The organism is Streptomyces boluensis, assembly GCF_009908195.1.
GTDB classification, from domain to species: Bacteria; Actinomycetota; Actinomycetes; order Streptomycetales; family Streptomycetaceae; genus Streptomyces; species Streptomyces boluensis.
Window position 1 is genome coordinate 1 of sequence record NZ_JAAAHS010000046.1, and the last position, 22,543, is coordinate 22,543.

Sequence of the window (22,543 nt, forward strand, 5' to 3'; positions counted from 1 at the left end):
CCCTGACCCCCGTGGCCCGACTAACCGAAAAGCCGTTCCAGGACCACGGCCACCCCGTCCTCCTCGTTCGACAGGGCGATCTCGTCCGCCACGGCCTTCAGCTCCTCGTGCGCGTTGGCCATCGCCACCCCGTGTCCGGCCCAGCGGAACATCGGTACGTCATTGGGCATGTCCCCGAACGCGACCGTGTCCGCCGCCGCCACCCCCGACATCTCGGCGGCCAGGGCGAGTCCGGTCGCCTTGGTCACCCCGAGCGGCTGGAGCTCCACGGTGCCGGGACCCGCCATCGTCACCGTGACGAGGCCGTCCGAGACATTGCGCGCCGCCGCCACCAACTCGTCGTCGCTCAGGGCGGGATGGCGGATCAGGACCTTGTTGATCGGCTCGTCCCACAGCGCCACCCTGTTGTCCGCCCGGACCGAGGGCAGCGTCGGATGCGAGGGCACATAGCCCGGCTCCATCAGCATCAGCCCCTCCATACCGTCCTGGTTGACCGCCGCGAAGACCAGGCCGACCTCCGCCTCGATCTTGCCGAGCGCCACCTCCGCCACCTGCCGGTCAAGGGTCAGACGGCTCACCAACGTGTCCGTCGCCGCGTCGAAGACCTGCGCGCCCTGACCGCAGACGGCGAGCCCCTGATAGTCGAGCTCCAGGAGGAGATGGCGGACCTGCGGCGCCGGGCGCCCGGTGACCACGATGTGCTGGGCGCCGGCCGCGGCGACCCGCGCGAGCGCGGCCCGGGAGCGCACGGAGACGGTGTCGCCACGGCGCAGCAGGGTGCCGTCGAGGTCGGTGGCGACAAGAGCGGGAGCGGGTGCGGGGACCATGGGGTCAGGATACGGAGACCCCAACAAAGCGCATAAATCAGGGCGTTGACGCTCACCCACCCCACACCTCCCCTCTCCCCAACGCGAGCTTTCCGGACATTACGAATTCTTTGGGCACTGCCGTCATGGGCGTCCCCCGACGTAACGTGTGATCGACCCGATGCAGGAAAGTGAGGCACGCGACCCATGCCCGAGCAGAGCCCGCTCGACCTCCCCGAGGGCGACCCCTTCGGACCGCACAACCTTCCCTACGGCGTCTTCTCCCTCCCCGGTGACACCCACCGCAGGGTCGGCGTCCGTCTCGGATCCCACGTGCTCGACGCCGGTGCGGCCGCGCACGCCCTGGGCTCTCCCTACGCCTCGCTGCTCGCCACCGAGACCTTGAACCCGCTGCTCGCGGCCGGCCCCCAGACCTGGAGCGATGTGCGCCGCGCGCTCACCGCCTGGGTGACGGTGCCGTCCCACCAGGACGTGGTCCGGCCGCTGTTCCACTCCCTCGCGGACGTGACCCTGCACCTGCCGTTCGAGGTCGCCGACTACGTCGACTTCTACGCCAGCGAGCACCACGCCACGAACCTCGGCCGCCTCTTCCGCCCCGACTCCGAGCCGCTGCTGCCCAACTGGAAGCACCTGCCGGTCGGTTACCACGGACGCGCCGGCACGGTCGTGGTCTCCGGTACCGAGGTGGTCCGCCCCAGCGGCCAGCGCAAGGCACCCTCGGCCACGGAACCGTCGTTCGGCGCGTCCGCCAAGCTGGACATCGAGGCCGAGGTCGGCTTCGTCGTGGGCGCCCCCTCCCCGCTCGGCAGCACCGTGCCCCTCTCCTCCTTCCGCGACCATGTGTTCGGCCTGTGCCTGCTCAACGACTGGTCCGCGCGGGACATCCAGCCCTGGGAGTACGTCCCCCTCGGCCCGTTCGTCGCGAAGTCCTTCGCCACCTCCGTATCGGCCTGGATCACGCCCCTCGAAGCCCTCGACCACGCCCGGGTCGCCCCGCCCGCCCGGGACGTCCCGGTGCTGCCGTACCTGGACGACTCCGGCGAGGACGAGCCCGGCGGCTACGACCTGCGGCTCACCGTCACCCTGAACGGCGAGGTCATCTCGGAGCCGCCGTTCGCCGGCATGTACTGGACGGGCGCCCAGATGCTGTCCCACATGACGGTCGGCGGCGCCTCCCTGCGCACCGGCGACCTGTACGGCTCGGGCACGATCAGTGGCACCGAGACGCACCAGCGCGGCTCCCTGATCGAGCTCACCTGGAACGGCACCGAGCCCCTCGAACTGCCCGGCGGCAAGCGGACGTTCCTCGAGGACGGCGACGAGATCACGATGACCGCCTGGGCGCCCGGCCCGGACGGCTCCCGGGTCGGCCTCGGCGAGGTGACGGGCCGCATCGCGGCCACCCGTACGGCGAACTGACCCGTACCCGTCGGGTCGGTCGGCCCCCACGCACCGGCCGACCCGACGGGGTGCCGCGCGGTCGCCACCGGGGCGCCGCGCGGACCCACCGGGGTGTGCCGCGCGCTCAGCCCTCGAATCCCTCCAGCACCCCGATCACGCCCTCGCCCCACGTGGCCAGCTTCTTCTCGCCCACTCCGCCGATACCGCCCAACTCCCCCACCGTGGCGGGCCGAGCGAGGGCGATCTCCCGCAGGGTGGCGTCGTGGAAGATCACATACGCGGGTACGCCCTGCTCGCGGGCCTGCTCGGCACGCCAGGCACGCAGCGCCTCGAACAGCGGCAGCACCTCATCGGGCAGATCCACGGGGGCCTTGGCCTTGCGCTCCCCCTTGACCCCGGAGCCCGAGCCGCGCGAGGAGAGCTTCTTGGGCTCCTTGCGCAGCAGCACCTCGCGCTCCCTGCCGAGCACCGCGCCGCTCGTCTCGGTCAGCACCAGCGTGCTGAACTCGCCCTCGACCGCGAGGAACCCCTGGGCCAGCAACTGCCGGACCACGCCCCGCCATTCGGCCTCGCTGTGCTCCTCCCCGATGCCGAAGACCGACAGCTGGTCGTGGTCGAAGCGAATCACCTTGGCGGTCTTGCGGCCGAGCAGGATGTCGACGATCTGGCCCACCCCGAACTTCTGGCGGCGCTCCCGGTCGAGCCGCACCACCGTGGACAGCACCTTCTGCGCCGCGACGGTGCCGTCCCAGGTCTCCGGCGTCGTCAGACAGGTGTCGCAGTTACCGCAGCCGGTGTCTCCCGGCTCCTGCCCGAAGTACGCGAGCAGCTGGGCGCGACGGCACTCGACGGTCTCGCACAGCGCGAGCATCGAGTCCAGATGGGCGGCGGCGCGCCGCCGGAACGCCTCGTCGCCCTCGCCGCTCTGGATCATCTTGCGCTGCTGCACCACGTCGTTGAGGCCGTACGCCATCCAGGCCGTGGAGGGCTGTCCGTCACGGCCCGCGCGGCCCGTCTCCTGGTAGTACCCCTCCACCGACTTGGGCAGGTCGAGGTGGGCGACGAAGCGCACGTCCGGCTTGTCGATGCCCATGCCGAAGGCGATGGTCGCGACCACCACGAGCCCGTCCTCGCGCAGGAACCGGGACTGGTGGGCGGCACGGGTGCCCGCGTCGAGACCCGCGTGGTACGGGACGGCCTCGATGCCATTGCGACAGAGGAACTCGGCGGTCTTCTCCACGGAGTTGCGCGACAGGCAGTACACGATGCCCGCGTCCGAGGGGTGCTCCTCCCGCAGGAAGCGCAGGAGCTGCTTCTTCGGCTCGTCCTTCGGCACGATGCGGTACTGGATGTTGGGCCGGTCGAAGCTGGCCTCGAAGTGCCGGGCCCGCGGCATGGCGAGCCGCTCGGTGATCTCGCGGTGGGTGGCGTGGGTCGCCGTCGCCGTCAGGGCGATCCGGGGAACCTCGGGCCAGCGCTGCCCGAGCAGCGAGAGGGAGAGATAGTCGGGCCGGAAGTCGTGGCCCCACTGGGCCACGCAGTGCGCCTCGTCGATGGCGAAGACGGAGATCTTGGCCCGCTCGATCAGGTCGAGCGTGCTGTCGAGCCGGAGCCGCTCGGGAGCCAGGTAGAGCAGGTCGAGCTCGCCCGCGAGCAGCTCGGCCTCCACCAGGCGGCGCTCGTCGAAGTCCTGCGTGGAGTTCATGAACCCGGCCCGCACACCGAGGGCGCGCAGCGCGTCCACCTGGTCCTGCATCAGCGCGATCAGCGGGGAGACCACCACGCCCGTGCCCGGCCTGACCAGGGCCGGAATCTGGTAGCAGAGCGACTTGCCGCCGCCCGTGGGCATCAGCACCACGGCGTCCCCGCCGCCGATGACGTGCTCGATGACGGCCTGCTGCTCGCCTCGGAAGCTGTCGTACCCGAAGACGCGCTGGAGCGTGTGCAGTGCTTCGCTCTCCGTCACCTTCGGCTCGGTCGTCTCGCCCTGTGCCCCGGCCACGTCCATCTCCACGGTCCCGTTCATCGCCCTGTCCCCCCGTATGCCGTCATTCGACCACGACAGCCACGATAGGCCGCCGGGCCGACAACCCCGAAAGTTATCCACAGGCTGGGGGTATTCGCGGGAAAAGCCGGTGCCCGGTACCTCCGAAGAGGTACCGGGCACCGGCTCGCGGTCCGTCCCGCCGAGCCCCCGAGGCCCGGCCGGAGCGGTCAGCGCACGAACACCCCTGCCTGGTTGGCCAGGTCGAGGAAGTACTGCGGAGCCACACCGAGCACCAGCGTGACCGCCACTCCCACCCCGATCGCGGTGATCGTCAGCGGTGAGGGCACGGCCACGGTCGGGCCCTCCGGCTTCGGCTCGCTGAAGAACATGAGCACGATCACGCGGATGTAGAAGAACGCCGCGATCGCCGAAGAGATCACACCGACCACGACGAGCATCCCCGCACCGCCCTCGGCCGCAGCCTTGAACACCGCGAACTTGCCCGCGAACCCGGAGGTCAGCGGAATGCCCGCGAAGGCGAGCAGGAACACCGCGAAGACGGCGGCCACCAGCGGAGAGCGCCGCCCGAGCCCCGCCCACTTGGACAGGTGCGTGGCCTCACCACCGGCGTCCCGCACCAGCGTGACCACGGCGAAGGCGCCGATCGTCACGAAGGAGTACGCGCCCAGGTAGAAGAGGACCGAGGAGATGCCGTCGGGCGTCGCCGCGATGACACCGGCGAGGATGAAGCCGGCGTGCGCGATCGACGAGTACGCGAGGAGCCGCTTGATGTCGGTCTGCGTGATCGCGACGATCGCGCCGATCAGCATCGTGGCGATGGCGACACCCCACATCACCGGCCGCCAGTCCCAGCGCAGGCCCGGCAGGACCACGTAGAGCAGCCGGAGCAGCGCTCCGAACGCCGCGACCTTGGTGGCCGCCGCCATGAAGCCGGTGACCGGGGTGGGCGCTCCCTGGTACACGTCCGGGGTCCACATGTGGAAGGGCACCGCACCGACCTTGAACAGCAGGCCCATAAGGATCATGGCGGCGCCCACCAGGAGCAGCGCGTCGTTCCCCATGGTCCCGGCGAGGGCCGGGTCGACGGTCTGCACCGTGCCGTCGACGACGTCCGCGATCCCGGCGTACGAGACGGTGCCCGCGTAGCCGTAGACGAGGGCCACACCAAAGAGCAGGAACGCCGAGGAGAAGGCGCCGAGCAGGAAGTACTTGACCGCGGCCTCCTGCGACATGAGCCGCTTGCGGCGGGCCAGGGCGCACAGCAGGTACAGCGGGAGCGAGAGCACCTCGAGGGCGATGAACAGCGTCAGCAGGTCGTTCGCCGCCGGGAAGACCAGCATGCCGCCGATCGCGAAGAGCGAGAGCGGAAACACCTCGGTGGTCGTGAACCCGGCCTTGACCGCGGCCTGTTCGCTCTCGCTGCCCGGCACCGACGCGGCCTGCGCGGTGAACGAGTCCACGTGGTTGCCGTGCGCCGCCGGGTCGAGGCGCCGCTCGGCGAAGGTGAAGACCGCGACGAGTCCGGTGAGCAGGATGGTGCCCTGCAGGAAGAGGGCGGGTCCGTCGACCGCGATCGCCCCCATGGCGACGATCTTCGCCTCGGTGGAGGCGTATCCGCCCGCCGCGAGCCCGATCACCGCGGCGAAAGCGGCCACCAGAGCGACGACGGTCAGGAAAACCTGCACGTAATAGCGGGCTTTTCGGCCGACGAACGCCTCGACGAGGATGCCCAGCACGGCCGCGCCGATCACGATCAGCGTGGGCAGAAGCTGGGTGTACTCGATGGTCGGGGCGTCGATCTTGTCGATCGGCGCCGCCATTGTCCACAGGCTGTGGACGGCTGATGCGCTCACTTGGCCGCCTCCACCTCGGGCTTGGGGTCCTTCTCATGTACGTCGGACAAGGTGTGTCCGACCGCCGGGTTCACCAGGTCGGTGACCGGCTTCGGGTAGACACCGAGGAAGATCAGCAGAGCGATCAGCGGTGCCACCACGACGAGTTCACGCACCTTGAGGTCCGGCATGGCCGAGACCTCCGGCTTGACCGGGCCCGTCATCGTCCGCTGGTACAGGACCAGGGAGTACAGCGCGGCCAGCACGATGCCGAAGGTGGCGATGATGCCGATGGCCGGGTACCGCGCGAACGTGCCGACCAGGACCAGGAATTCACTCACGAAGGGCGCGAGGCCGGGCAGCGAGAGCGTGGCGAGCGAGCCCACCAGGAACGTGCCCGCGAGCACCGGGGCCACCTTCTGCACCCCGCCGTAGTCCGCGATGAGCCGCGAGCCGCGCCGGGAGATCAGGAAGCCGGCGACCAGCATCAACGCGGCTGTCGAGACACCGTGGTTGACCATGTAGAGGGTCGCGCCGCTCTGGCCCTGCGAGGTCATCGCGAAGATGCCCATGATGATGAAGCCGAAGTGCGAGATCGACGCGTACGCCACCAGGCGCTTGATGTCGCGCTGGCCGACGGCGAGCAGTGCGCCGTAGACGATCGAGATCAGCGCGAGTACCAGGATCGCCGGGGTCGCCCACTTCGACGCCTCCGGGAACAGCTGGAGGCAGAAGCGGAGCATCGCGAAGGTGCCGACCTTGTCGACGACCGCCGTGATCAGGACCGCGACCGGGGCGGTGGCCTCACCCATGGCGTTGGGTAGCCAGGTGTGCAGCGGCCACAGCGGGGCCTTCACCGCGAAGGCGAAGAAGAAGCCGAGGAACAGCCACCGCTCGGTGCTGGTGGCCATCTGCAGCTCGCCGCTCGCGCGGGCGGCGGCGATCTCCTGGAGCGAGAAGTTCCCGGCGACGACATAGAGGCCGATGACCGCGGCCAGCATGATCAGGCCGCCGACCAGGTTGTAGAGCAGGAACTTCACGGCCGCGTACGAGCGTTGGGCCGCGGCCTTCTCGTCGCTGCCCGCGTGTGCGCGGTCGCCGAAGCCGCCGATGAGGAAGTACATCGGGATGAGCATGGCTTCGAAGAGGATGTAGAAGAGGAAGACGTCGGTGGCCTCGAAGGAGAGGATCACCATGGCTTCGACCATCAGGATCAGCGCGAAGAAGCCCTGCGTGGGCCGCCACCGCTTGCTGCCGGTCTCCTGCGGGTCGGCGTCGTGCCAGCCCGCGAGGAGCACGAACGGGATCAGCAGGGCGGTGAGCCCGATCAGGGCGACGCCGATGCCGTCGACACCCAGTTCGTACCGCACCCCGAAGTCGGCGATCCAGGAGTGGGACTCGGTCAGTTGGTACCGGTCGCCGCCGGGTGCGAAGCGCACGCCGATCAGGACCGCGAGCACCAGGGTGACCAGCGAGAAGAACAGCGCCAGCCACTTGGCCGCCGTGCGCCGCGCGGCGGGCACGGCCGCGGTGACGATCGCACCGATCGCCGGTACCGCGGCCGTCGCTGTCAGCAGAGGAAAGGACATCGTGATCAGACCGCCCTCATCAGCAGGGTCGCGGCGATGAGGATCGCCGTACCGCCGAACATCGAGACCGCGTAGGAGCGGGCGAAGCCGTTCTGCAGCTTGCGCAGACGGCCGGAGAGGCCACCGAAGCCGGCCGCTGTGCCGTTGACGACGCCGTCGACGACGGTGTGGTCGACGTACACCAGCGACCGCGTGAGGTGCTCGCCGCCGCGGACCAGGACCACATGGTTGAAGTCGTCCTGGAGCAGGTCGCGTCGGGCCGCCCGGGTGAGCAGCGAGCCGCGCGGCGCGGTGACCGGGACGGGCTTGCGGCCGTACATCAGGTACGCGAGCCCGGCGCCGAGGAGCAGCACCACGACCGTGGAGGCCGTGATCGCCGGAACACTGATCACCGGGTGCGGGTGCTCGAACTGCGTGACCGGCTCCAGCCACTTCACGAACGACTCGTTGAGCGAGAACAGTCCGCCCGCGAAGACCGAGCCGAAGGCGAGGACGATCATGGGGATCGTCATCGACTTGGGCGACTCGTGCGGGTGCGGTTCGTTGCCGCTTTCGTCGGGCTGCCAGCGCTTCTCGCCGAAGAACGTCATGATCATCACGCGCGTCATGTAGAACGCGGTGATCCCGGCGCCGAGCAGGGCCACGCCGCCGAAGATCCAGCCGCGGATCCCGTCGTCGTACGCGAACGCCGCCTCGATGATCTTGTCCTTGGACCAGAACCCGGACAGGCCGGGGAAGCCGATGATCGCCAGGTAGCCGAGCCCGAAGGTCACGAAGGTCACCGGCATGTACTTGCGGAGGCCGCCGTACTTGCGCATGTCGACCTCGTCGTTCATGCCGTGCATGACCGAGCCGGCGCCGAGGAACAGCCCGGCCTTGAAGAAGCCGTGCGTCACCAGGTGCATGATCGCGAAGGCGTACCCGATGGGGCCGAGGCCCGCCGCCAGGATCATGTAGCCGATCTGCGACATCGTCGAACCGGCGAGCGCCTTCTTGATGTCGTCCTTCGCGCAACCGACGATCGCACCGAAGATCAGCGTGACGGCGCCGACGATCACGACCGCCAACTGCGCGTCGGGAGCGGCGTTGAAGATCGCGCCCGACCTGGTGATGAGGTACACGCCCGCCGTCACCATCGTCGCCGCGTGGATCAGGGCCGAGACCGGGGTCGGGCCCTCCATCGCGTCGCCCAGCCAGGACTGCAGCGGCACCTGGGCCGACTTGCCGCACGCGGCGAGCAGCAGCATCAGGCCGATCGCGGTGAGCTTGCCCTCGCCCGTGTCCCCCACCGACTCCAGCACCGGGCCGAACGCGAAGGTGCCGAACGTGGTGAACATCAGCATGATCGCGATGGACAGGCCCATGTCGCCGACGCGGTTGACCAGGAAGGCCTTCTTCGCCGCGGTGGCCGCGCTGGGCTTGTGCTGCCAGAAGCCGATGAGCAGGTACGACGCCAGGCCGACGCCCTCCCAACCCACGTAGAGCAGCAGGTAGTTGTCGGCGATGACCAGGAGCAGCATCGCCGCGAGGAACAGGTTCAGATAGCCGAAGAAGCGGCGGCGGCGCTCATCGTGCTCCATGTACCCGATCGAGTAGATGTGGATCAATGAACCCACACCGGTGATCAGGAGCACGAACGTCATCGACAGCTGGTCCAGCTGGAAGGCGACGTCCGCCTGGAAGCCCTCGACCGGGATCCAGCTGAACAACGCCTGGTGCAGGGCGCGGTGTTCCGCGTCCTTGCCGAGCATGTCGGTGAACAGCAGCACACCGACGGCGAACGAGGCGACAGCGAGCAGGGTGCCGATCCAGTGGCCGGTCCGGTCCAGCCGGCGCCCGCCGCACAGCAGTACGGCCGCTCCGAGCAGAGGCGCCGCGACGAGCAGCGCAATCAGGTTCTCCACGATTCTTCCTGCCCCTCAGAGCTTCATCAGGCTGGCGTCGTCGACCGAGGCCGAGTGGCGGGAACGGAACAGGGACACGATGATCGCCAGCCCCACCACGACTTCGGCGGCGGCGACGACCATCGTGAAGAAGGCGATGATCTGGCCGTCGAGGTTGCCGTGCATCCGGGAGAAGGCGACGAGGGTGAGGTTGCAGGCGTTGAGCATCAGCTCGATGCACATGAACACCACGATGGCGTTCCGCCTGATCAGCACGCCGGTGGCGCCGATCGCGAACAACAGGGCCGCGAGATACAGGTAGTTGACGGGACTCACTTCGCGGCCTCCTTCTGCTCGGCCGAACCACCGGAGGACTTCTCCCGTGAGGTGACCGCACCGCCCCTGCCGAGCCGCTCCTCGGAGCGCTGCTCCAGGGCCTTCAGGTCGTTCAGCGCGTCGCCCGACACGTCACGGATCTGGCCGCGCTCGCGCAGCGTCCTGCTGACCGTGAGCTCCGACGGGGTGCCGTCGGGCAGCAGGCCCGCGATGTCCACGGCGTTGTGCCGGGCGTACACACCCGGGGCGGGCAGCGGCGGGAGGTGCTTGCCCTCGCGCACCCGCTGCTCGGACAGCTCCCGCTGGGTCTTGGCTCGCTCGGTGCGCTCGCGGTGCGTGAGCACCATGGCGCCGACGGTGGCGGTGATGAGCAGCGCGCCGGTGATCTCGAAAGCGAAGACGTACTTGGTGAAGATCAGGGCGGCCAACCCCTCCACGTTCCCCGCGGAGTTGGCCTGGGCCAGGCCGTTGAACTCGCTCAGGGAGGCGTTCCCGATCCCGGCGAACAGGAGGACGGCGAAGCCGAGTCCGCACAGGGCCGCCAGCCAGCGCTGCCCCTTGATGGTCTCCTTCAGGGAGTCCGCGGCCGTGACGCCGACCAGCATGACCACGAAGAGGAAGAGCATCATGATCGCGCCCGTGTAGACCACGATCTGCACGATGCCCAGGAAGTAGGCGCCGTTGGCGAGGTAGAAGACCGCCAGGATGATCATGGTGCCGGCCAGGCAGAGCGCGCTGTGCACGGCCCGCTTCATGAAGACGGTGCACAGGGCGCCGATCACCGCGACGGTGCCGAGGATCCAGAACTGGAAGGCCTCGCCCGTGGAGGTCGCGTACGCGGCGAGCGTGTTCATACGTCCACCTCCTCGGAGGTGGGCTTCTCGCCCTTGGAGACGGCCACTTGGGGCTCGGTGCCGGGCGCCGCCTCGGTCACCAGACCTCGGTAGTAGTCCTGCTCGTCCATGCCGGGGTAGATCACGTGCGGGCTGTCGACCATGCCCTCGTCCAGGCCCGCGAGCAGCTGTTCCTTGGTGTAGATCAGGTTGGCCCGGCTGGAGTCGGCCAGCTCGAACTCGTTGGTCATCGTCAACGCGCGCGTGGGGCACGCCTCGATGCACAGGCCGCACAGGATGCAGCGGGCGTAGTTGATCTGGTAGACGCGGCCGTACCTCTCGCCCGGGGAGTAGCGCTCCTCCTCGGTGTTGTCCGCGCCCTCCACATAGATCGCGTCCGCCGGACAGGCCCAGGCGCAGAGCTCGCAGCCCACGCACTTCTCCAGGCCGTCCGGGTGCCGGTTGAGCTGGTGACGGCCGTGGAAGCGCGGCGCCGTGACCTTCTTCTCCTCCGGGTACTGCTCGGTCAGCCGCTTCTTGAACATGGCCTTGAAGGTCACGCCGAAGCCGGCGACGGGGTTGTGGAACCCCTGTGCCGTGTCCTTGCCCTCGCCCGTTTCCACGGGGGTACCGGACTCGATCGAGTTCTTCGCGTTCGAGTTCTTCGCGTTCTCGGACCTGGAAATCTCAGACACCGTCAGCCTCCTTTCCGTCACTGGCAGTATCGACGCCACCACTGACAATCAACTCCCGCTCCTGGCGCGAGCGTCGGCGCGGCACGGGTGGCAAGGTCTGTCCGGGCAGCGGGGGTACCGGGAATCCACCGGCCATCGGGTCGAAGCCGGGCGGGTGTTCACCCCGCAGGTCCTCCGCTTCGGACGCCGCGGCCGTGGCCTTCTTGTCGCGGAAGATGTCGACGACGAAGGAGAGCAACAGCACGGCGAGGACGCCGCCGCCGACGTACAGCACGATCCCGGCGAAGTCGACGTTCTCGTTCCGCAGGGTGCGTACGGTCGCGACCAGCATCAGCCAGACCACCGATACCGGGATGAGCACCTTCCAGCCGAGCTTCATCAACTGGTCGTAGCGGACGCGTGGCAGCGTGCCGCGGAGCCAGATGAAGAAGAACAACAGCAGCTGGACCTTGAGGACGAACCAGAGCATCGGCCACCAGCCCTGGTTCGCGCCCTCCCAGAAGGTGCTGATCGGCCAGGGCGCGCGCCAGCCGCCGAGGAAGAGCGTGGTGGCCACGGCCGAGACCGTCACCATGTTCACGTACTCGGCGAGCATGAACAGCGCGAACTTGATGGAGCTGTACTCGGTGTTGAAGCCGCCGACCAGGTCGCCCTCGGACTCCGGCATGTCGAACGGAGCGCGGTTCGTCTCGCCCACCATCGTCACGATGTAGAGCAGGAACGACACCGGAAGCAGCAGGATGTACCACCGGTCGCCCTGCGCCTCCACGATCGTCGAGGTCGACATGGAGCCCGAGTAGAGGAACACGGAGGCGAAGGCGGCACCCATGGCGATCTCGTACGAGATCATCTGGGCGCAGCTGCGCAGACCGCCGAGCAGCGGATACGTGGACCCGGACGACCAGCCCGCGAGGACGATGCCATAGATCCCGACGGAGGCGACCGCGAGGATGTAGAGCATCGCGATCGGCAGGTCGGTGAGCTGCATCGTGGTGCGCTGGCCGAAGATCGAGATCTGGTTGTTCGCCGGCCCGAAGGGGATCACCGCGATCGCCATGAACGCCGGGATGGCGGCGACGATCGGCGCGAGGACGTAGATCACCTTGTCCGCGCGCTTGACGACCAGGTCCTCCTTGAGCATCAGCTTGATGCCGTCCGCGAGGGACTGGAGCATGCCCCAGGGGCCGTGCCGGTTGGGGCCGATGCGCAGCTGCATCCAGGCGACGACCTTGCGCTCCCACACGATGGAGAAGAGCACGGTCACCATCAGGAACGCGAAGCAGAAGACCGCCTTGATGGCGACGAGCCACCACGGGTCGCGCCCGAACATGGAGAGGTCCTCAGCGGCGAGCGGGCTCATGGCGGCCGCTTTCTCGATCAGCGCCTGGTTCATGACCGCACCTCCTTGGCCTCCGGGGCGACGGCCACGGCCGGGCCGATCCGGACGAGTTCACCGGGGCGGGCGCCGGTGTCCGAAGTGACGCCACCGCCCGCCGAGTTCAGCGGCAGCCAGACGACCCGGTCGGGCATCTCGGTGACCTGGAGCGGGAGTTGGACCGCCCCGTCAGGACCGGTGACCGCGAGCGCGTCGCCGTCCTTGACGCCCGCCTCGGCCGCGGTGGCCGCGGAGAGCCGGGCGACGGCGGCGTGCCGCGTACCCGCGAGAGCCTCGTCGCCCTCCTGGAGGCGGCCCTGGTCGAGCAGCAGACGGTGCCCGGCGAGAACGGCCTCACCGGACGCGGGACGCGGCAACTGGCCGCCGGTCTCCAGGGGTTCGGTGGCGCGCGGCCCGGTCCAGGCGCCGAGCCGGTCCAGCTCGCGCTGCGCGGAGCGGTTGTCCGGCAGCGCCAGGTGGACATCCATCGCGTCGGCCAGCATGTGCAACGCGCGCGCGTCGGTGGGCGGCAGCGCCCGCGTCAACTGCTCCGGCTTGAGCGCGGCCTCGAACGGCCTCGCCCTGCCTTCCCAGTTGAGGAACGTGCCCGCCTTCTCCACGACCGCGGCCACCGGAAGGACGACGTCCGCCCGCTCGGTGACCTCGCCGGGGCGCAGCTCCAGGGAGACCACGAAAGCCTGACGCAGCGCTTCACGCGCGCGCGGCGGATCCGGCAGGTCCGCCACATCGACGCCCGCCACCACCAGGGCGGCGAGTTCCCCGCCGGCGGCGGCCTCCACGATCTGGCCGGTGTCGCGGCCGTAGCGGTGCGGGAGTTCGGCGACTCCCCACACCGCGGCGACCTCGTCACGCGCGCGTGGATCGGTCGCGGGCCGCCCGCCGGGCAGCAGCGACGGCAGCGCGCCCACCTCGACGGCGCCGCGCTCACCGGCCCGGCGCGGGATCCACACCAGGCGGGCGCCGGTCGCGGTCGCCACGCGGACGGCGGCGGTGAGGCCCCCGGCCACCGCGGCAAGCCGCTCACCGACGACGATCACCGCGCCGTCGGCCCGCAGCGCCTCGGCCACGTCGGCGCCGTCCTCGCCGAGCCCCACGCCGGACGCCAGCGCGTCCAGCCACTCGGTCTCGGTGCCGGGCGCGGCGGGCAGCAGCGTGCCGCCCGCCTTCTCCAGGCCACGCGTCGCGTACGGGGCGAGGGCGAAGGTCCGCTGGCCGTGCTTGCGCCAGGCCTTGCGCAGCCTCAGGAAGACGCCGGGCGCCTCCTCCTCGGCCTCGATCCCGGCGAGCAGCACCGCGGGGGCCTGCTCGAGGGCGGTGTACGTAACGCCCTCACCGTCAAGATCACGACCACGTCCGGCCACCCGGGCGGCCAGGAAGTCGGCCTCCTCGGCGGAGTGCACGCGCGCGCGGAAGTCGACGTCATTGGTGGCGAGCGCCACGCGCGCGAACTTGCTGTACGCGTAGGCGTCCTCCACGGTGAGCCGGCCACCGGCGAGAACGCCCGCACGCGCGCGTGCCGCCGTGAGACCCGCGGCCGCGGCCTCCAACGCCTCGGGCCAGCTTGCCGGTTCGAGCACGCCGTCCGCGTTACGGACAAGCGGGGTGGCGAGCCGGTCGCGCTGCTGGGCGTAGCGGAAGCCGAAGCGGCCCTTGTCGCAGATCCACTCCTCGTTGACCTCGGGGTCGTCGGCGGCGAGCCGCCGCATGACCTTGCCGCGCCGGTGGTCGCTGCGGGTCGCGCAGCCGCCGGAGCAGTGCTCGCAGACACTCGGCGTCGACACCAGGTCGAAGGGGCGCGAACGGAAGCGGTACGCGGCCGAGGTGAGCGCGCCCACCGGGCAGATCTGGATGGTGTTCCCGGAGAAGTACGACTCGAAGGGGTCGCTGTTGCCGAGGCCGACCTGCTGGAGCGCGCCACGCTCGAGCAGCTCGATCATCGGGTCGCCCGCGACCTGGTTGGAGAACCGGGTGCAGCGAGCGCACAGCACACAGCGCTCGCGGTCGAGCAGCACCTGCGGGGAGAGCGGGATCGGCTTCTCGAAGGTCCGCTTCTTGCCGTCGAAACGGGAGTCGGACTGGCCGTGCGAGACGGCCTGGTTCTGCAGCGGGCACTCGCCGCCCTTGTCGCAGACGGGGCAGTCGAGAGGGTGGTTGATGAGCAGCAGCTCCATCACACCCTTCTGCGCCTTCTCCGCGACCTGCGACGTCAGCTGGGTCTTGACGACCATGCCGTCGGTGCAGGTGATGGTGCAGGACGCCATCGGCTTGCGCTGGCCCTCCACCTCGACGATGCACTGGCGGCAGGCTCCGGCCGGGTCGAGCAGCGGGTGGTCGCAGAACCTCGGGATCTCGATGCCGAGTTGCTCGGCGGCGCGGATCACGAGGGTGCCCTTGGGGACGCTGATGTCGACGCCGTCGATGGTCAGCGAGACCAGGTCCCCGGGCGGAGGGGCCCCCTCCGCGCCCCCGGAGGGAGCATTAGTCGTGACCGTCATGCGTTCACCTCCGTGTGCTTGTCGGCGCGGTCGCTCCAGAGCGTCGACCTGGCCGGGTCGAAGGGGCAGCCCTTGCCGGTGATGTGCTCCTCGTACTCCTCGCGGAAGTACTTGAGGGAGGAGAAGATCGGCGAGGCCGCGCCGTCACCGAGGGCGCAGAAGGACTTGCCGTTGATGTTGTCGGCGATGTCGTTCAGCTTGTCGAGGTCGGCCATCACGCCCTTGCCGGCCTCGATGTCGCGGAGCAACTGCACCAGCCAGTACGTCCCTTCGCGGCAGGGCGTGCACTTGCCGCAGGACTCGTGGGCGTAGAACTCGGTCCAGCGCGTGACGGCCCGTACGACGCAGGTGGTCTCGTCGAAGCACTGCAGGGCCTTGGTGCCGAGCATCGATCCGGCGGCGCCCACGCCCTCGTAGTCGAGGGGGACGTCGAGGTGCTCGTCGGTGAACATCGGTGTGGAGGAACCGCCGGGTGTCCAGAACTTCAGCCGGTGGCCCGGCCTCATCCCGCCGCTCATGTCGAGGAGTTGGCGCAGCGTGATGCCGAGCGGGGCCTCGTACTGGCCGGGCGCGGCGACATGGCCGCTGAGCGAGTACAGCGTGAAGCCCGGGGACTTCTCGCTGCCCATCGACTTGAACCAGTCCTTGCCCCGATTCACGATCGCGGGAACCGACGCGATGGACTCGACGTTGTTCACGACAGTGGGGCATGCGTAGAGGCCCGCGACAGCCGGGAAGGGGGGACGCAGTCGCGGCTGTCCACGACGGCCCTCGAGCGAGTCCAGTAGTGCGGTCTCCTCACCACAGATGTACGCGCCCGCGCCCGCGTGCACGGTGAGTTCAAGGTTGAGACCGGACCCGAGGACGTTCTGCCCGAGATACCCCGCGGCGTAGGCCTCGCGCACGGCCTCGTGCAACCGCCGCAGAACGGGGACGACTTCACCTCGCAGGTAGATGAACGCGTGTTCCGAACGGATCGCGTAACAGGCGATCACAATGCCCTCGATGAGGCTGTGCGGATTGGCGAAGAGGAGCGGGATGTCCTTACAGGTCCCGGGCTCCGACTCGTCAGCGTTGACAACTAGATAGTGCGGTTTACCGTCGCCCTGCGGAATGAACTGCCACTTCATCCCGGTGGGGAAGCCCGCTCCGCCGCGGCCGCGGAGCCCGGAGTCCTTCACATAGGCGATGAGGTCGTCCGGCGACATGGCGAGGGCCTTGCGCAGCCCCTGGTACCCCTCGTGCCGCTGGTAGGTCTCCAGCGTCCAGGGCTTCTCCTCGTCCCAGAACGCGGACAGGACCGGGGAGAGGAGCTTCTCGGGGCTGCTCTCGCCCCCGGCCTCGGGCCTGGAAGCGCCCCCGTAGGCGGTGGACACGGTCATCACTCCCCCTCCTCGGCAGCAGGCCCGGCCGGGTGGTCCGGGTCCGAGGCCGATGTCTGCTGAGGTGCGTCGTGCGAGCTCGGGTGCTCGGCGGGTGCGGCGTCCTGCGGTGCCTCGCCGCGCGGATGCACCACGCGCGCGGGGAGGACCTCGCCCTTGGCCAGGCGCAGGCCCACCAGAGAGGCCGGTCCCGCGCCGCCGGACTCGTCCACGGCGCCGGCCCGCTCGTCCGGGAAGCCGGCGAGGATGCGGGCGGTCTCCTTGAAGGTGCACAGGGAGGCGCCCCGGGTGGGCTCCACGGTGCGGCCCGCGCGCAGGTCGTCGACCATGCGCTTCGCGGACTCGGGGGTCTGGTTGTCGAAGAACTCCCAGTTGACCATCACCACGGGCGCGAAGTCGCAGGCCGCGTTGCACTCGATGTGCTCGAGGGTGACCTTGCCGTCGTCGGTGGTCTCGTTGTTGCCGACCCCGAGGTGCTCCTTGAGCTCCTCGAAGATCGCGTCGCCGCCCATCACCGCGCAGAGCGTGTTGGTGCAGACGCCCACCTGGTAGTCACCGCTCGGCTTGCGCCGGTACATGGTGTAGAAGGTCGCGACCGCGGTGACCTCGGCGGTGGTCAGGCCGAGCACGTCCGCGCAGAACCGCATGCCGGTGCGGGTGACATGGCCCTCCTCGGACTGCACGAGGTGGAGCAGCGGCAGCAGCGCCGAGCGGGAGTCCGGGTAGCGGGCGATCACCTCCTTCGCATCGGCTTCGAGCCGGGCGCGTACGTCGGCCGGGTAGTCGGGGGCCGGGAGTTGGGGCATCCCGAGCTGCGTCGGGGGTGCGGGGGCCGTCCCCTGAATGACACTGTCGTCCGTCATTACCGGTCGACGCCTCCCATCACGGGGTCGATGGATGCGACGGCGACGATCACGTCGGCGACCTGGCCGCCTTCGCACATGGCCGCCATGGCCTGGAGGTTGGTGAAGGACGGGTCGCGGAAGTGGACCCGGTAGGGGCGGGTGCCACCGTCGGAGACGACATGCACGCCGAGCTCGCCCTTGGGGGACTCCACGGCGGAGTACGCCTGGCCGGGCGGCACCCGGAAGCCCTCGGTCACCAGCTTGAAGTGGTGGATCAGGGCCTCCATCGAGGTGCCCATGATCTTCTTGATGTGGTCGAGCGAGTTGCCCAAGCCGTCGGGGCCGAGCGCCAGTTGGGCGGGCCAGGCGATCTTCTTGTCGCCGACCATGACCGGTCCCGGCTCCAGGCGGTCGAGGCACTGCTCGACGATCCGCAGCGACTGGCGCATCTCTTCCAGGCGGATCAGGAACCGCCCGTAGGAGTCGCAGCTGTCGGCGGTGGGGACCTCGAAGTCGTACGTCTCGTACCCGCAGTAGGGGTCGGTCTTGCGCAGGTCGTGCGGCAGGCCGGTGGAGCGCAGGACCGGTCCGGTGGCGCCGAGGGCCATGCAGCCGGAGAGGTCGAGGTAACCGACGTCCTGCATGCGGGCCTTGAAGATGGGGTTCCCGGTGGCGAGCTTGTCGTACTCGGGAAGGTTCTTGTCCATCTTCTTCACGAACTCGCGGATCTGGTCCACCGCGCCGGGCGGCAGGTCCTGGGCGAGTCCGCCGGGCCGGATGTACGCGTGGTTCATCCGCAGACCGGTGATCAACTCATAGATGTCCAGGATCAGTTCGCGGTCCCGGAAGCCGTAGATCATGATCGTGGTGGCGCCGAGCTCCATGCCGCCGGTGGCGAGGCACACCAGGTGCGAGGACATCCGGTTGAGCTCCATGAGGAGCACGCGGATGATCGTCGCGCGGTCCGGGATCTCGTTCTCGATGCCGAGCAGCTTCTCCACGGCCAGGCAGTACGCCGTCTCGTTGAAGAACGGCGTCAGGTAGTCCATGCGCGTGACGAAGGTGGTGCCCTGCGTCCAGGTGCGGTACTCGAGGTTCTTCTCGATACCGGTGTGCAGATAGCCGATGCCGCAGCGGGCCTCGGTGACGGTCTCGCCGTCGATCTCCAGGATGAGGCGGAGCACACCGTGCGTGGACGGGTGCTGGGGGCCCATGTTGACGATGATGCGTTCGTCGTCGGACTTGGCGGCCGACTCGACGACCTCGTCCCAGTCGCCGCCGGTGACGGTGTAGACCGTGCCCTCGGTCGTCTCCCGACCGGACGCGTGGGACGTTGCGTTGGATGCTGACATCAGCTGTACGACCTCCGCTGGTCGGGAGCCGGGATCTGGGCGCCCTTGTACTCGACGGGAATGCCGCCGAGCGGGTAGTCCTTGCGCTGCGGGAAGCCCTGCCAGTCGTCCGGCATCATGATCCGGGTGAGGGCGGGATGGCCGTCGAAGATCAGGCCGAAGAAGTCGTACGTCTCGCGCTCGTGCCAGTCGTTGGTCGGGTACACCGGCACCAGGGACGGCACATGCCGGTCGTCGTCCGGAGTGCTGACCTCCAGGCGGATCAGCCGGCCGTGGGTGATCGAGCGCAGGTGGTAGACCGCGTGCAGCTCGCGCCCCTTGTCCTCGGGGTAGTGCACACCCGAGACGCCGGTACACAGCTCGAAGCGGAGCGCCGGGTCGTCGCGCAGCGTCCGCGCGACCCGCACGAGATGCTCGCGGGCGATGTGGAAGGTGAGCTCGTCGCGGTCGACGACCGTCTTCTCGATGGCGTTTTCCGGAAGCAGGTCCTGCTCCTCGAGGGCGCCCTCCAACTCGTCGGCGACCTCGTCGAACCAGCTGCCGTAGGGCCGGGACGAGGCACCGGGGAGGCGTACGGAGCGGACCAGGCCGCCGTAACCGGAGGTGTCGCCACCGTTGTTGGCGCCGAACATGCCGCGCTGGACGCGGATCTCCTCGCCGTGGTCGCCGCGCTGGCCCGGCAGGTTCTGTGAGCCGAGGTCCTTCTCGGGGTTCACGCCGTTGCTGCCCTTGTCGTTCTCGCTCACCGCAACAGCCCCTTCATCTCGATGGTGGGGAGCGCCTTGAGCGCCGCTTCCTCCGCCTCGCGGGCCGCCTCTTCGGCGTTCACACCGAGCTTGGAGCTCTGGATCTTCTGGTGCAGCTTGAGGATCGCGTCCATCAGCATCTCGGGCCGTGGCGGGCAGCCGGGCAGATAGATGTCGACAGGGACGACATGGTCGACGCCCTGGACAATGGCGTAGTTATTGAACATTCCGCCCGAAGACGCACAAACCCCCATGGAGATGACCCACTTGGGGTTCGGCATCTGGTCATAGACCTGCCGCAGCACCGGCGCCATCTTCTGGCTGACCCGGCCGGCCACGATCATCAGGTCCGCCTGTCGCGGCGATCCGCGGAAGACCTCCATGCCGAAGCGGGCGAGGTCGTACCGCCCGGCGCCCGTGGTCATCATCTCGATGGCACAGCAGGCGAGGCCGAAGGTGGCGGGGAAAACAGATGACTTGCGCACCCACCCCGCGGCCTGTTCGACGGTCGTCAGCAGAAAACCGCTCGGCAGCTTCTCTTCGAGTCCCATAGGTGCCCCCTCAGCCCCTCAGTCCCATTCCAGGCCGCCGCGACGCCAGACGTACGCGTAGGCCACGAAGACGGTGAGCACGAAGAGCAGCATCTCCACGAGCCCGAAAATCCCCAGGGCGTCGAAGCTGACCGCCCAGGGGTAGAGGAAGACGATCTCGATATCGAAAATGATGAAGAGCATCGCCGTCAGGTAGTACTTGATCGGGAATCGCCCACCGCCGGCCGGAGTCGGCGTCGGCTCGATACCGCATTCGTAGGCTTCGAGCTTGGCTCGGTTGTACCGCTTTGGACCGATAAGCGTGGCCATGACCACGGAGAAGATCGCAAAGCCGGCGCCTAGGGCTCCCAATACGAGGATGGGCGCATATGCGTTCACCGCTCCTCGCTCCTCTCAGTCGACATTGACTGCTTCGGCGGACGGACCTCTGAGCCCGAACCGCCCCACGAAGATCACGCTTATGTGAGGCAGTTCACAAGCCCAACTGCCCCGCATCCTATGCCTGCCGGTCTGTGATCTGCGACACGGGGTACAGCAACGGCTTTGTGATCTCCACCACCTGACGAAGGATCATGAAGTCGGATGAGCGGTGATCTTCATACGCGAAGCACCGAAGTGATCACTAGAGGTGACATCTGCACTCGTCGTGCCTGGTCGAAGGGGGTGTGGCTCTATCAAGAGGTGGCAGCTGCAAGCAAATTGGCGTTGGACATGGGTGCCTGATATTGGAGCCGCCGCACGCGCGCGGGACAGGGGTTCGGAGGCACTTCCGTTCAAGGGGGCGGAGGAATCAGGGGAGTTGACGGACCGGAGCGCAGGCGAGGCCTCCCCGGCCCTGCTGGGGCGCGTGTGACCCGAGGGGCGCGGTCACGTCGTACGGGAGGAGGGCGGCGGGAGAGGGAGGGGAATGCGTGCACGCGTTCACGAGCGCGCGGAGGGGCGGATTCAGGCCGAAGGCACCCACGGCACACCCCGCGGTTGCACCCCACGGCGCACCCGCGCCGCACCCACCGCCACGCACCCCACTACGCACCTCGCCACCCACTGCCACCCACCGCTTCGCACCCATGAAGCCCTCGTGACGCCCCCGTGAAGGCGCCCCTCCCAAGTCGCCCGAGAACACCGGCCGAACCAGGCGTGCGAGGCGCCCGTCCACACACCTCGCCGCCACATCCCCGGCACCCTGCGGGCACGTTCGGTGCGGCGCATTCACATGACATAGCGGACCGGATCGGACATACGGCAACGAACAACCCGTCAACTGCCCTGCGGAGGCTCGGATGTTCAGTCGCGAGGAGTCGTTCCAGCGGTGACCCTTCCGTGACCTATGCCACGTCGTTCAGTCGCCGCCGACCGAGGGGTTGGCCATCGACCGGGCCGGGTGGTAAGTGCGGGGCAAATGGGACGTAACCCTGAAAGGCCATGATCACAGGCGTGATCATGGGTGTCCGCATTGCCCGTTACGGCGTCAATAAAGGCCGACACGCCCGGGATTCACGCAACACCAACACAACTGTGGCGCAGCACACGTTTCTTGAAGGGAACCCGGACGCCCTGATAGCGGTTGTACTCATGTCCCACACCGCCCACATACCCAGCCACCGGAAGCCCCGTCCGCAGCGCGCCTCCAAGCTGCGCGCCGGAGTCGCCGGTGGCGTCCTCAGCACCCTCGCGGTCGCAGGCACCGCCGGCTCGGCGCACGCGGCCGAGCCCGTGACCGAGACGATCGAGATGCCCACGCTCACCACTGAGCTGGCCACCAAGGTCGCCGCGAGCGCGGACGCCACGCAGCAGGCCGCGGACTCGTACAAGCTCCTGGCCGAGCAGGACGAGGCCGCCTCCAAGGCCGCCAAGGAGGCCAAGGAGGCGAAGGCGAAGGCCGTCGCCAAGGCGAAGGCCAAGAAGAAGGCCGCCGAGCGCGCCGCTGAGGAGCGCGCCGCCCGCGCCGCCGAGCGCACCACGCTCAGCGCCTCCGCCGACTCCGGCTCCGCGGCCGACTCCGTCGCGCCCGCCAGCGGCAGCATGGGCGCCGTCATCAGCTTCCTGCAGGCGCAGGTCGGCGACGCGTACGTCATGGGCGCCTCCGGCCCCGACTCCTGGGACTGCTCCAGCCTGGTCCAGGCCGCGTTCAAGCAGGCCGGCGTCGACCTGCCGCGCGTCTCCCAGGACCAGTCGATGGTCGGCACCGAGGTCGGCACCGGCAACCTCCAGGTCGGCGACATCCTGTACTGGGGCGGCAAGGGCTCCGCGTACCACGTGGGTGTCTACATCGGTAACGGCCAGTACCTGGACGCCGCGAACCCCAGCAAGGGCGTCGTCATCCAGGACCTGTCGGGCTACCCCGCCGACGGTGCGGTCCGCGTCCTCTGACG

General features: G+C 69.0%; 18 protein-coding genes. 2 read left to right on the forward strand and 16 right to left on the reverse strand.

The window, feature by feature from the left end:
* Positions 1 to 20: 20 nt before the first annotated feature.
* A complete protein-coding gene (locus GUY60_RS09135; RefSeq protein ID WP_161695731.1) occupies positions 21 to 827 on the reverse strand; it encodes an HAD family hydrolase in 807 nt (268 codons plus the stop codon).
* A gap of 186 nt (positions 828 to 1,013) precedes the next feature.
* Here GUY60_RS09135 and fahA point away from each other — a divergent pair, with 186 nt between their 5' ends.
* The gene (gene fahA, locus GUY60_RS09140) at positions 1,014 to 2,246 is read left to right on the forward strand and encodes a fumarylacetoacetase (protein ID WP_161695733.1); all 1,233 of its coding nucleotides are present in this window, start codon (positions 1,014 to 1,016) and stop codon (positions 2,244 to 2,246) included.
* 106 nt (positions 2,247 to 2,352) lie between these two features.
* Here the strand turns inward: fahA and recQ are convergent, their stop codons facing one another.
* The 15 genes from recQ to GUY60_RS09215 all read right to left on the reverse strand — a co-directional run bounded on the left by recQ (position 2,353) and on the right by GUY60_RS09215 (position 20,549).
* Positions 2,353 to 4,254, reverse strand: coding sequence for a DNA helicase RecQ (gene recQ, locus GUY60_RS09145; RefSeq protein WP_376771189.1), 1,902 nt, complete (start codon positions 4,252 to 4,254; stop codon positions 2,353 to 2,355).
* Positions 4,255 to 4,442: 188 nt separating this feature from the next.
* Entirely contained in the window at positions 4,443 to 6,089 is a 1,647-nt protein-coding gene (gene nuoN, locus GUY60_RS09150; protein WP_161695735.1) for an NADH-quinone oxidoreductase subunit NuoN, read from the reverse strand.
* Positions 6,086 to 7,657, reverse strand: coding sequence for an NADH-quinone oxidoreductase subunit M (locus GUY60_RS09155; RefSeq protein ID WP_161695737.1), 1,572 nt, complete (start codon positions 7,655 to 7,657; stop codon positions 6,086 to 6,088). The genes nuoN and GUY60_RS09155 overlap by 4 nt, the downstream gene beginning before the upstream one ends.
* A gap of 5 nt (positions 7,658 to 7,662) precedes the next feature.
* Positions 7,663 to 9,561, reverse strand: a complete 1,899-nt coding sequence (nuoL, locus tag GUY60_RS09160; RefSeq protein WP_161695740.1) for an NADH-quinone oxidoreductase subunit L — start codon at positions 9,559 to 9,561, stop codon at positions 7,663 to 7,665.
* Between the two features lie 15 nt (positions 9,562 to 9,576).
* Entirely contained in the window at positions 9,577 to 9,876 is a 300-nt protein-coding gene (gene nuoK, locus GUY60_RS09165) for an NADH-quinone oxidoreductase subunit NuoK (protein ID WP_161695742.1), read from the reverse strand.
* Positions 9,873 to 10,730: an NADH-quinone oxidoreductase subunit J gene (locus tag GUY60_RS09170; protein ID WP_161695744.1), complete on the reverse strand. Its 858-nt coding sequence runs from the start codon at positions 10,728 to 10,730 to the stop codon at positions 9,873 to 9,875. The genes nuoK and GUY60_RS09170 overlap by 4 nt, the downstream gene beginning before the upstream one ends.
* On the reverse strand, positions 10,727 to 11,332 hold the full coding sequence (nuoI, locus tag GUY60_RS09175; protein ID WP_161695772.1) for an NADH-quinone oxidoreductase subunit NuoI: 606 nt from the start codon (positions 11,330 to 11,332) through the stop codon (positions 10,727 to 10,729). Before nuoI ends, GUY60_RS09170 begins: the two co-directional genes overlap by 4 nt.
* A 64-nt stretch (positions 11,333 to 11,396) precedes the next feature.
* Entirely contained in the window at positions 11,397 to 12,764 is a 1,368-nt protein-coding gene (nuoH, locus tag GUY60_RS09180; protein WP_161695774.1) for an NADH-quinone oxidoreductase subunit NuoH, read from the reverse strand.
* Between the two features lie 29 nt (positions 12,765 to 12,793).
* Complete coding sequence (locus tag GUY60_RS09185) at positions 12,794 to 15,295, reverse strand: NADH-quinone oxidoreductase subunit G (RefSeq protein WP_161695746.1); 2,502 nt, start codon at positions 15,293 to 15,295, stop codon at positions 12,794 to 12,796.
* Positions 15,292 to 16,677, reverse strand: a complete 1,386-nt coding sequence (gene nuoF / locus GUY60_RS09190) for an NADH-quinone oxidoreductase subunit NuoF (protein ID WP_161695748.1) — start codon at positions 16,675 to 16,677, stop codon at positions 15,292 to 15,294. The genes GUY60_RS09185 and nuoF overlap by 4 nt, the downstream gene beginning before the upstream one ends.
* Positions 16,677 to 17,540 (reverse strand): NADH-quinone oxidoreductase subunit NuoE, encoded by an 864-nt coding sequence (nuoE, locus tag GUY60_RS09195; protein WP_246234559.1) that lies wholly within the window; start codon positions 17,538 to 17,540, stop codon positions 16,677 to 16,679. Before nuoE ends, nuoF begins: the two co-directional genes overlap by 1 nt.
* Positions 17,540 to 18,874, reverse strand: coding sequence for an NADH-quinone oxidoreductase subunit D (locus tag GUY60_RS09200; protein WP_161695750.1), 1,335 nt, complete (start codon positions 18,872 to 18,874; stop codon positions 17,540 to 17,542). Before GUY60_RS09200 ends, nuoE begins: the two co-directional genes overlap by 1 nt.
* Positions 18,874 to 19,620, reverse strand: coding sequence for an NADH-quinone oxidoreductase subunit C (locus tag GUY60_RS09205; protein ID WP_161695752.1), 747 nt, complete (start codon positions 19,618 to 19,620; stop codon positions 18,874 to 18,876). Before GUY60_RS09205 ends, GUY60_RS09200 begins: the two co-directional genes overlap by 1 nt.
* Positions 19,617 to 20,171, reverse strand: coding sequence for a NuoB/complex I 20 kDa subunit family protein (locus GUY60_RS09210; protein WP_006133126.1), 555 nt, complete (start codon positions 20,169 to 20,171; stop codon positions 19,617 to 19,619). Before GUY60_RS09210 ends, GUY60_RS09205 begins: the two co-directional genes overlap by 4 nt.
* Before the next feature lie 18 nt (positions 20,172 to 20,189).
* The gene (locus tag GUY60_RS09215) at positions 20,190 to 20,549 is read right to left on the reverse strand and encodes an NADH-quinone oxidoreductase subunit A (protein WP_019755222.1); all 360 of its coding nucleotides are present in this window, start codon (positions 20,547 to 20,549) and stop codon (positions 20,190 to 20,192) included.
* A gap of 1,194 nt (positions 20,550 to 21,743) precedes the next feature.
* Between GUY60_RS09215 and GUY60_RS09220 the strand changes: the two genes are divergently transcribed.
* Positions 21,744 to 22,541, forward strand: a complete 798-nt coding sequence (locus tag GUY60_RS09220) for a C40 family peptidase (protein ID WP_161695754.1) — start codon at positions 21,744 to 21,746, stop codon at positions 22,539 to 22,541.
* Positions 22,542 to 22,543: the final 2 nt, after the last annotated feature.

Excerpts from the sequence above, each read along its gene's own strand:
- GUY60_RS09135 (WP_161695731.1), bottom strand. The coding sequence starts at position 827 with ATGGTCCCCGCACCCGCTCCCGCTCTTGTCGCCACCGACCTCGACGGC.
- fahA (WP_161695733.1), top strand. The coding sequence starts at position 1,014 with ATGCCCGAGCAGAGCCCGCTCGACCTCCCCGAGGGCGACCCCTTCGGA.
- recQ (WP_376771189.1), bottom strand. The coding sequence starts at position 4,254 with ATGAACGGGACCGTGGAGATGGACGTGGCCGGGGCACAGGGCGAGACG.
- GUY60_RS09155 (WP_161695737.1), bottom strand. The coding sequence starts at position 7,657 with ATGTCCTTTCCTCTGCTGACAGCGACGGCCGCGGTACCGGCGATCGGT.
- GUY60_RS09170 (WP_161695744.1), bottom strand. The coding sequence starts at position 10,730 with ATGAACACGCTCGCCGCGTACGCGACCTCCACGGGCGAGGCCTTCCAG.
- nuoH (WP_161695774.1), bottom strand. The coding sequence starts at position 12,764 with ATGAGCCCGCTCGCCGCTGAGGACCTCTCCATGTTCGGGCGCGACCCG.
- GUY60_RS09185 (WP_161695746.1), bottom strand. The coding sequence starts at position 15,295 with ATGACGGTCACGACTAATGCTCCCTCCGGGGGCGCGGAGGGGGCCCCT.
- nuoF (WP_161695748.1), bottom strand. The coding sequence starts at position 16,677 with ATGACCGTGTCCACCGCCTACGGGGGCGCTTCCAGGCCCGAGGCCGGG.
- nuoE (WP_246234559.1), bottom strand. The coding sequence starts at position 17,540 with ATGACGGACGACAGTGTCATTCAGGGGACGGCCCCCGCACCCCCGACG.
- GUY60_RS09200 (WP_161695750.1), bottom strand. The coding sequence starts at position 18,874 with ATGTCAGCATCCAACGCAACGTCCCACGCGTCCGGTCGGGAGACGACC.
- GUY60_RS09210 (WP_006133126.1), bottom strand. The coding sequence starts at position 20,171 with ATGGGACTCGAAGAGAAGCTGCCGAGCGGTTTTCTGCTGACGACCGTC.
- GUY60_RS09220 (WP_161695754.1), top strand. The coding sequence starts at position 21,744 with ATGTCCCACACCGCCCACATACCCAGCCACCGGAAGCCCCGTCCGCAG.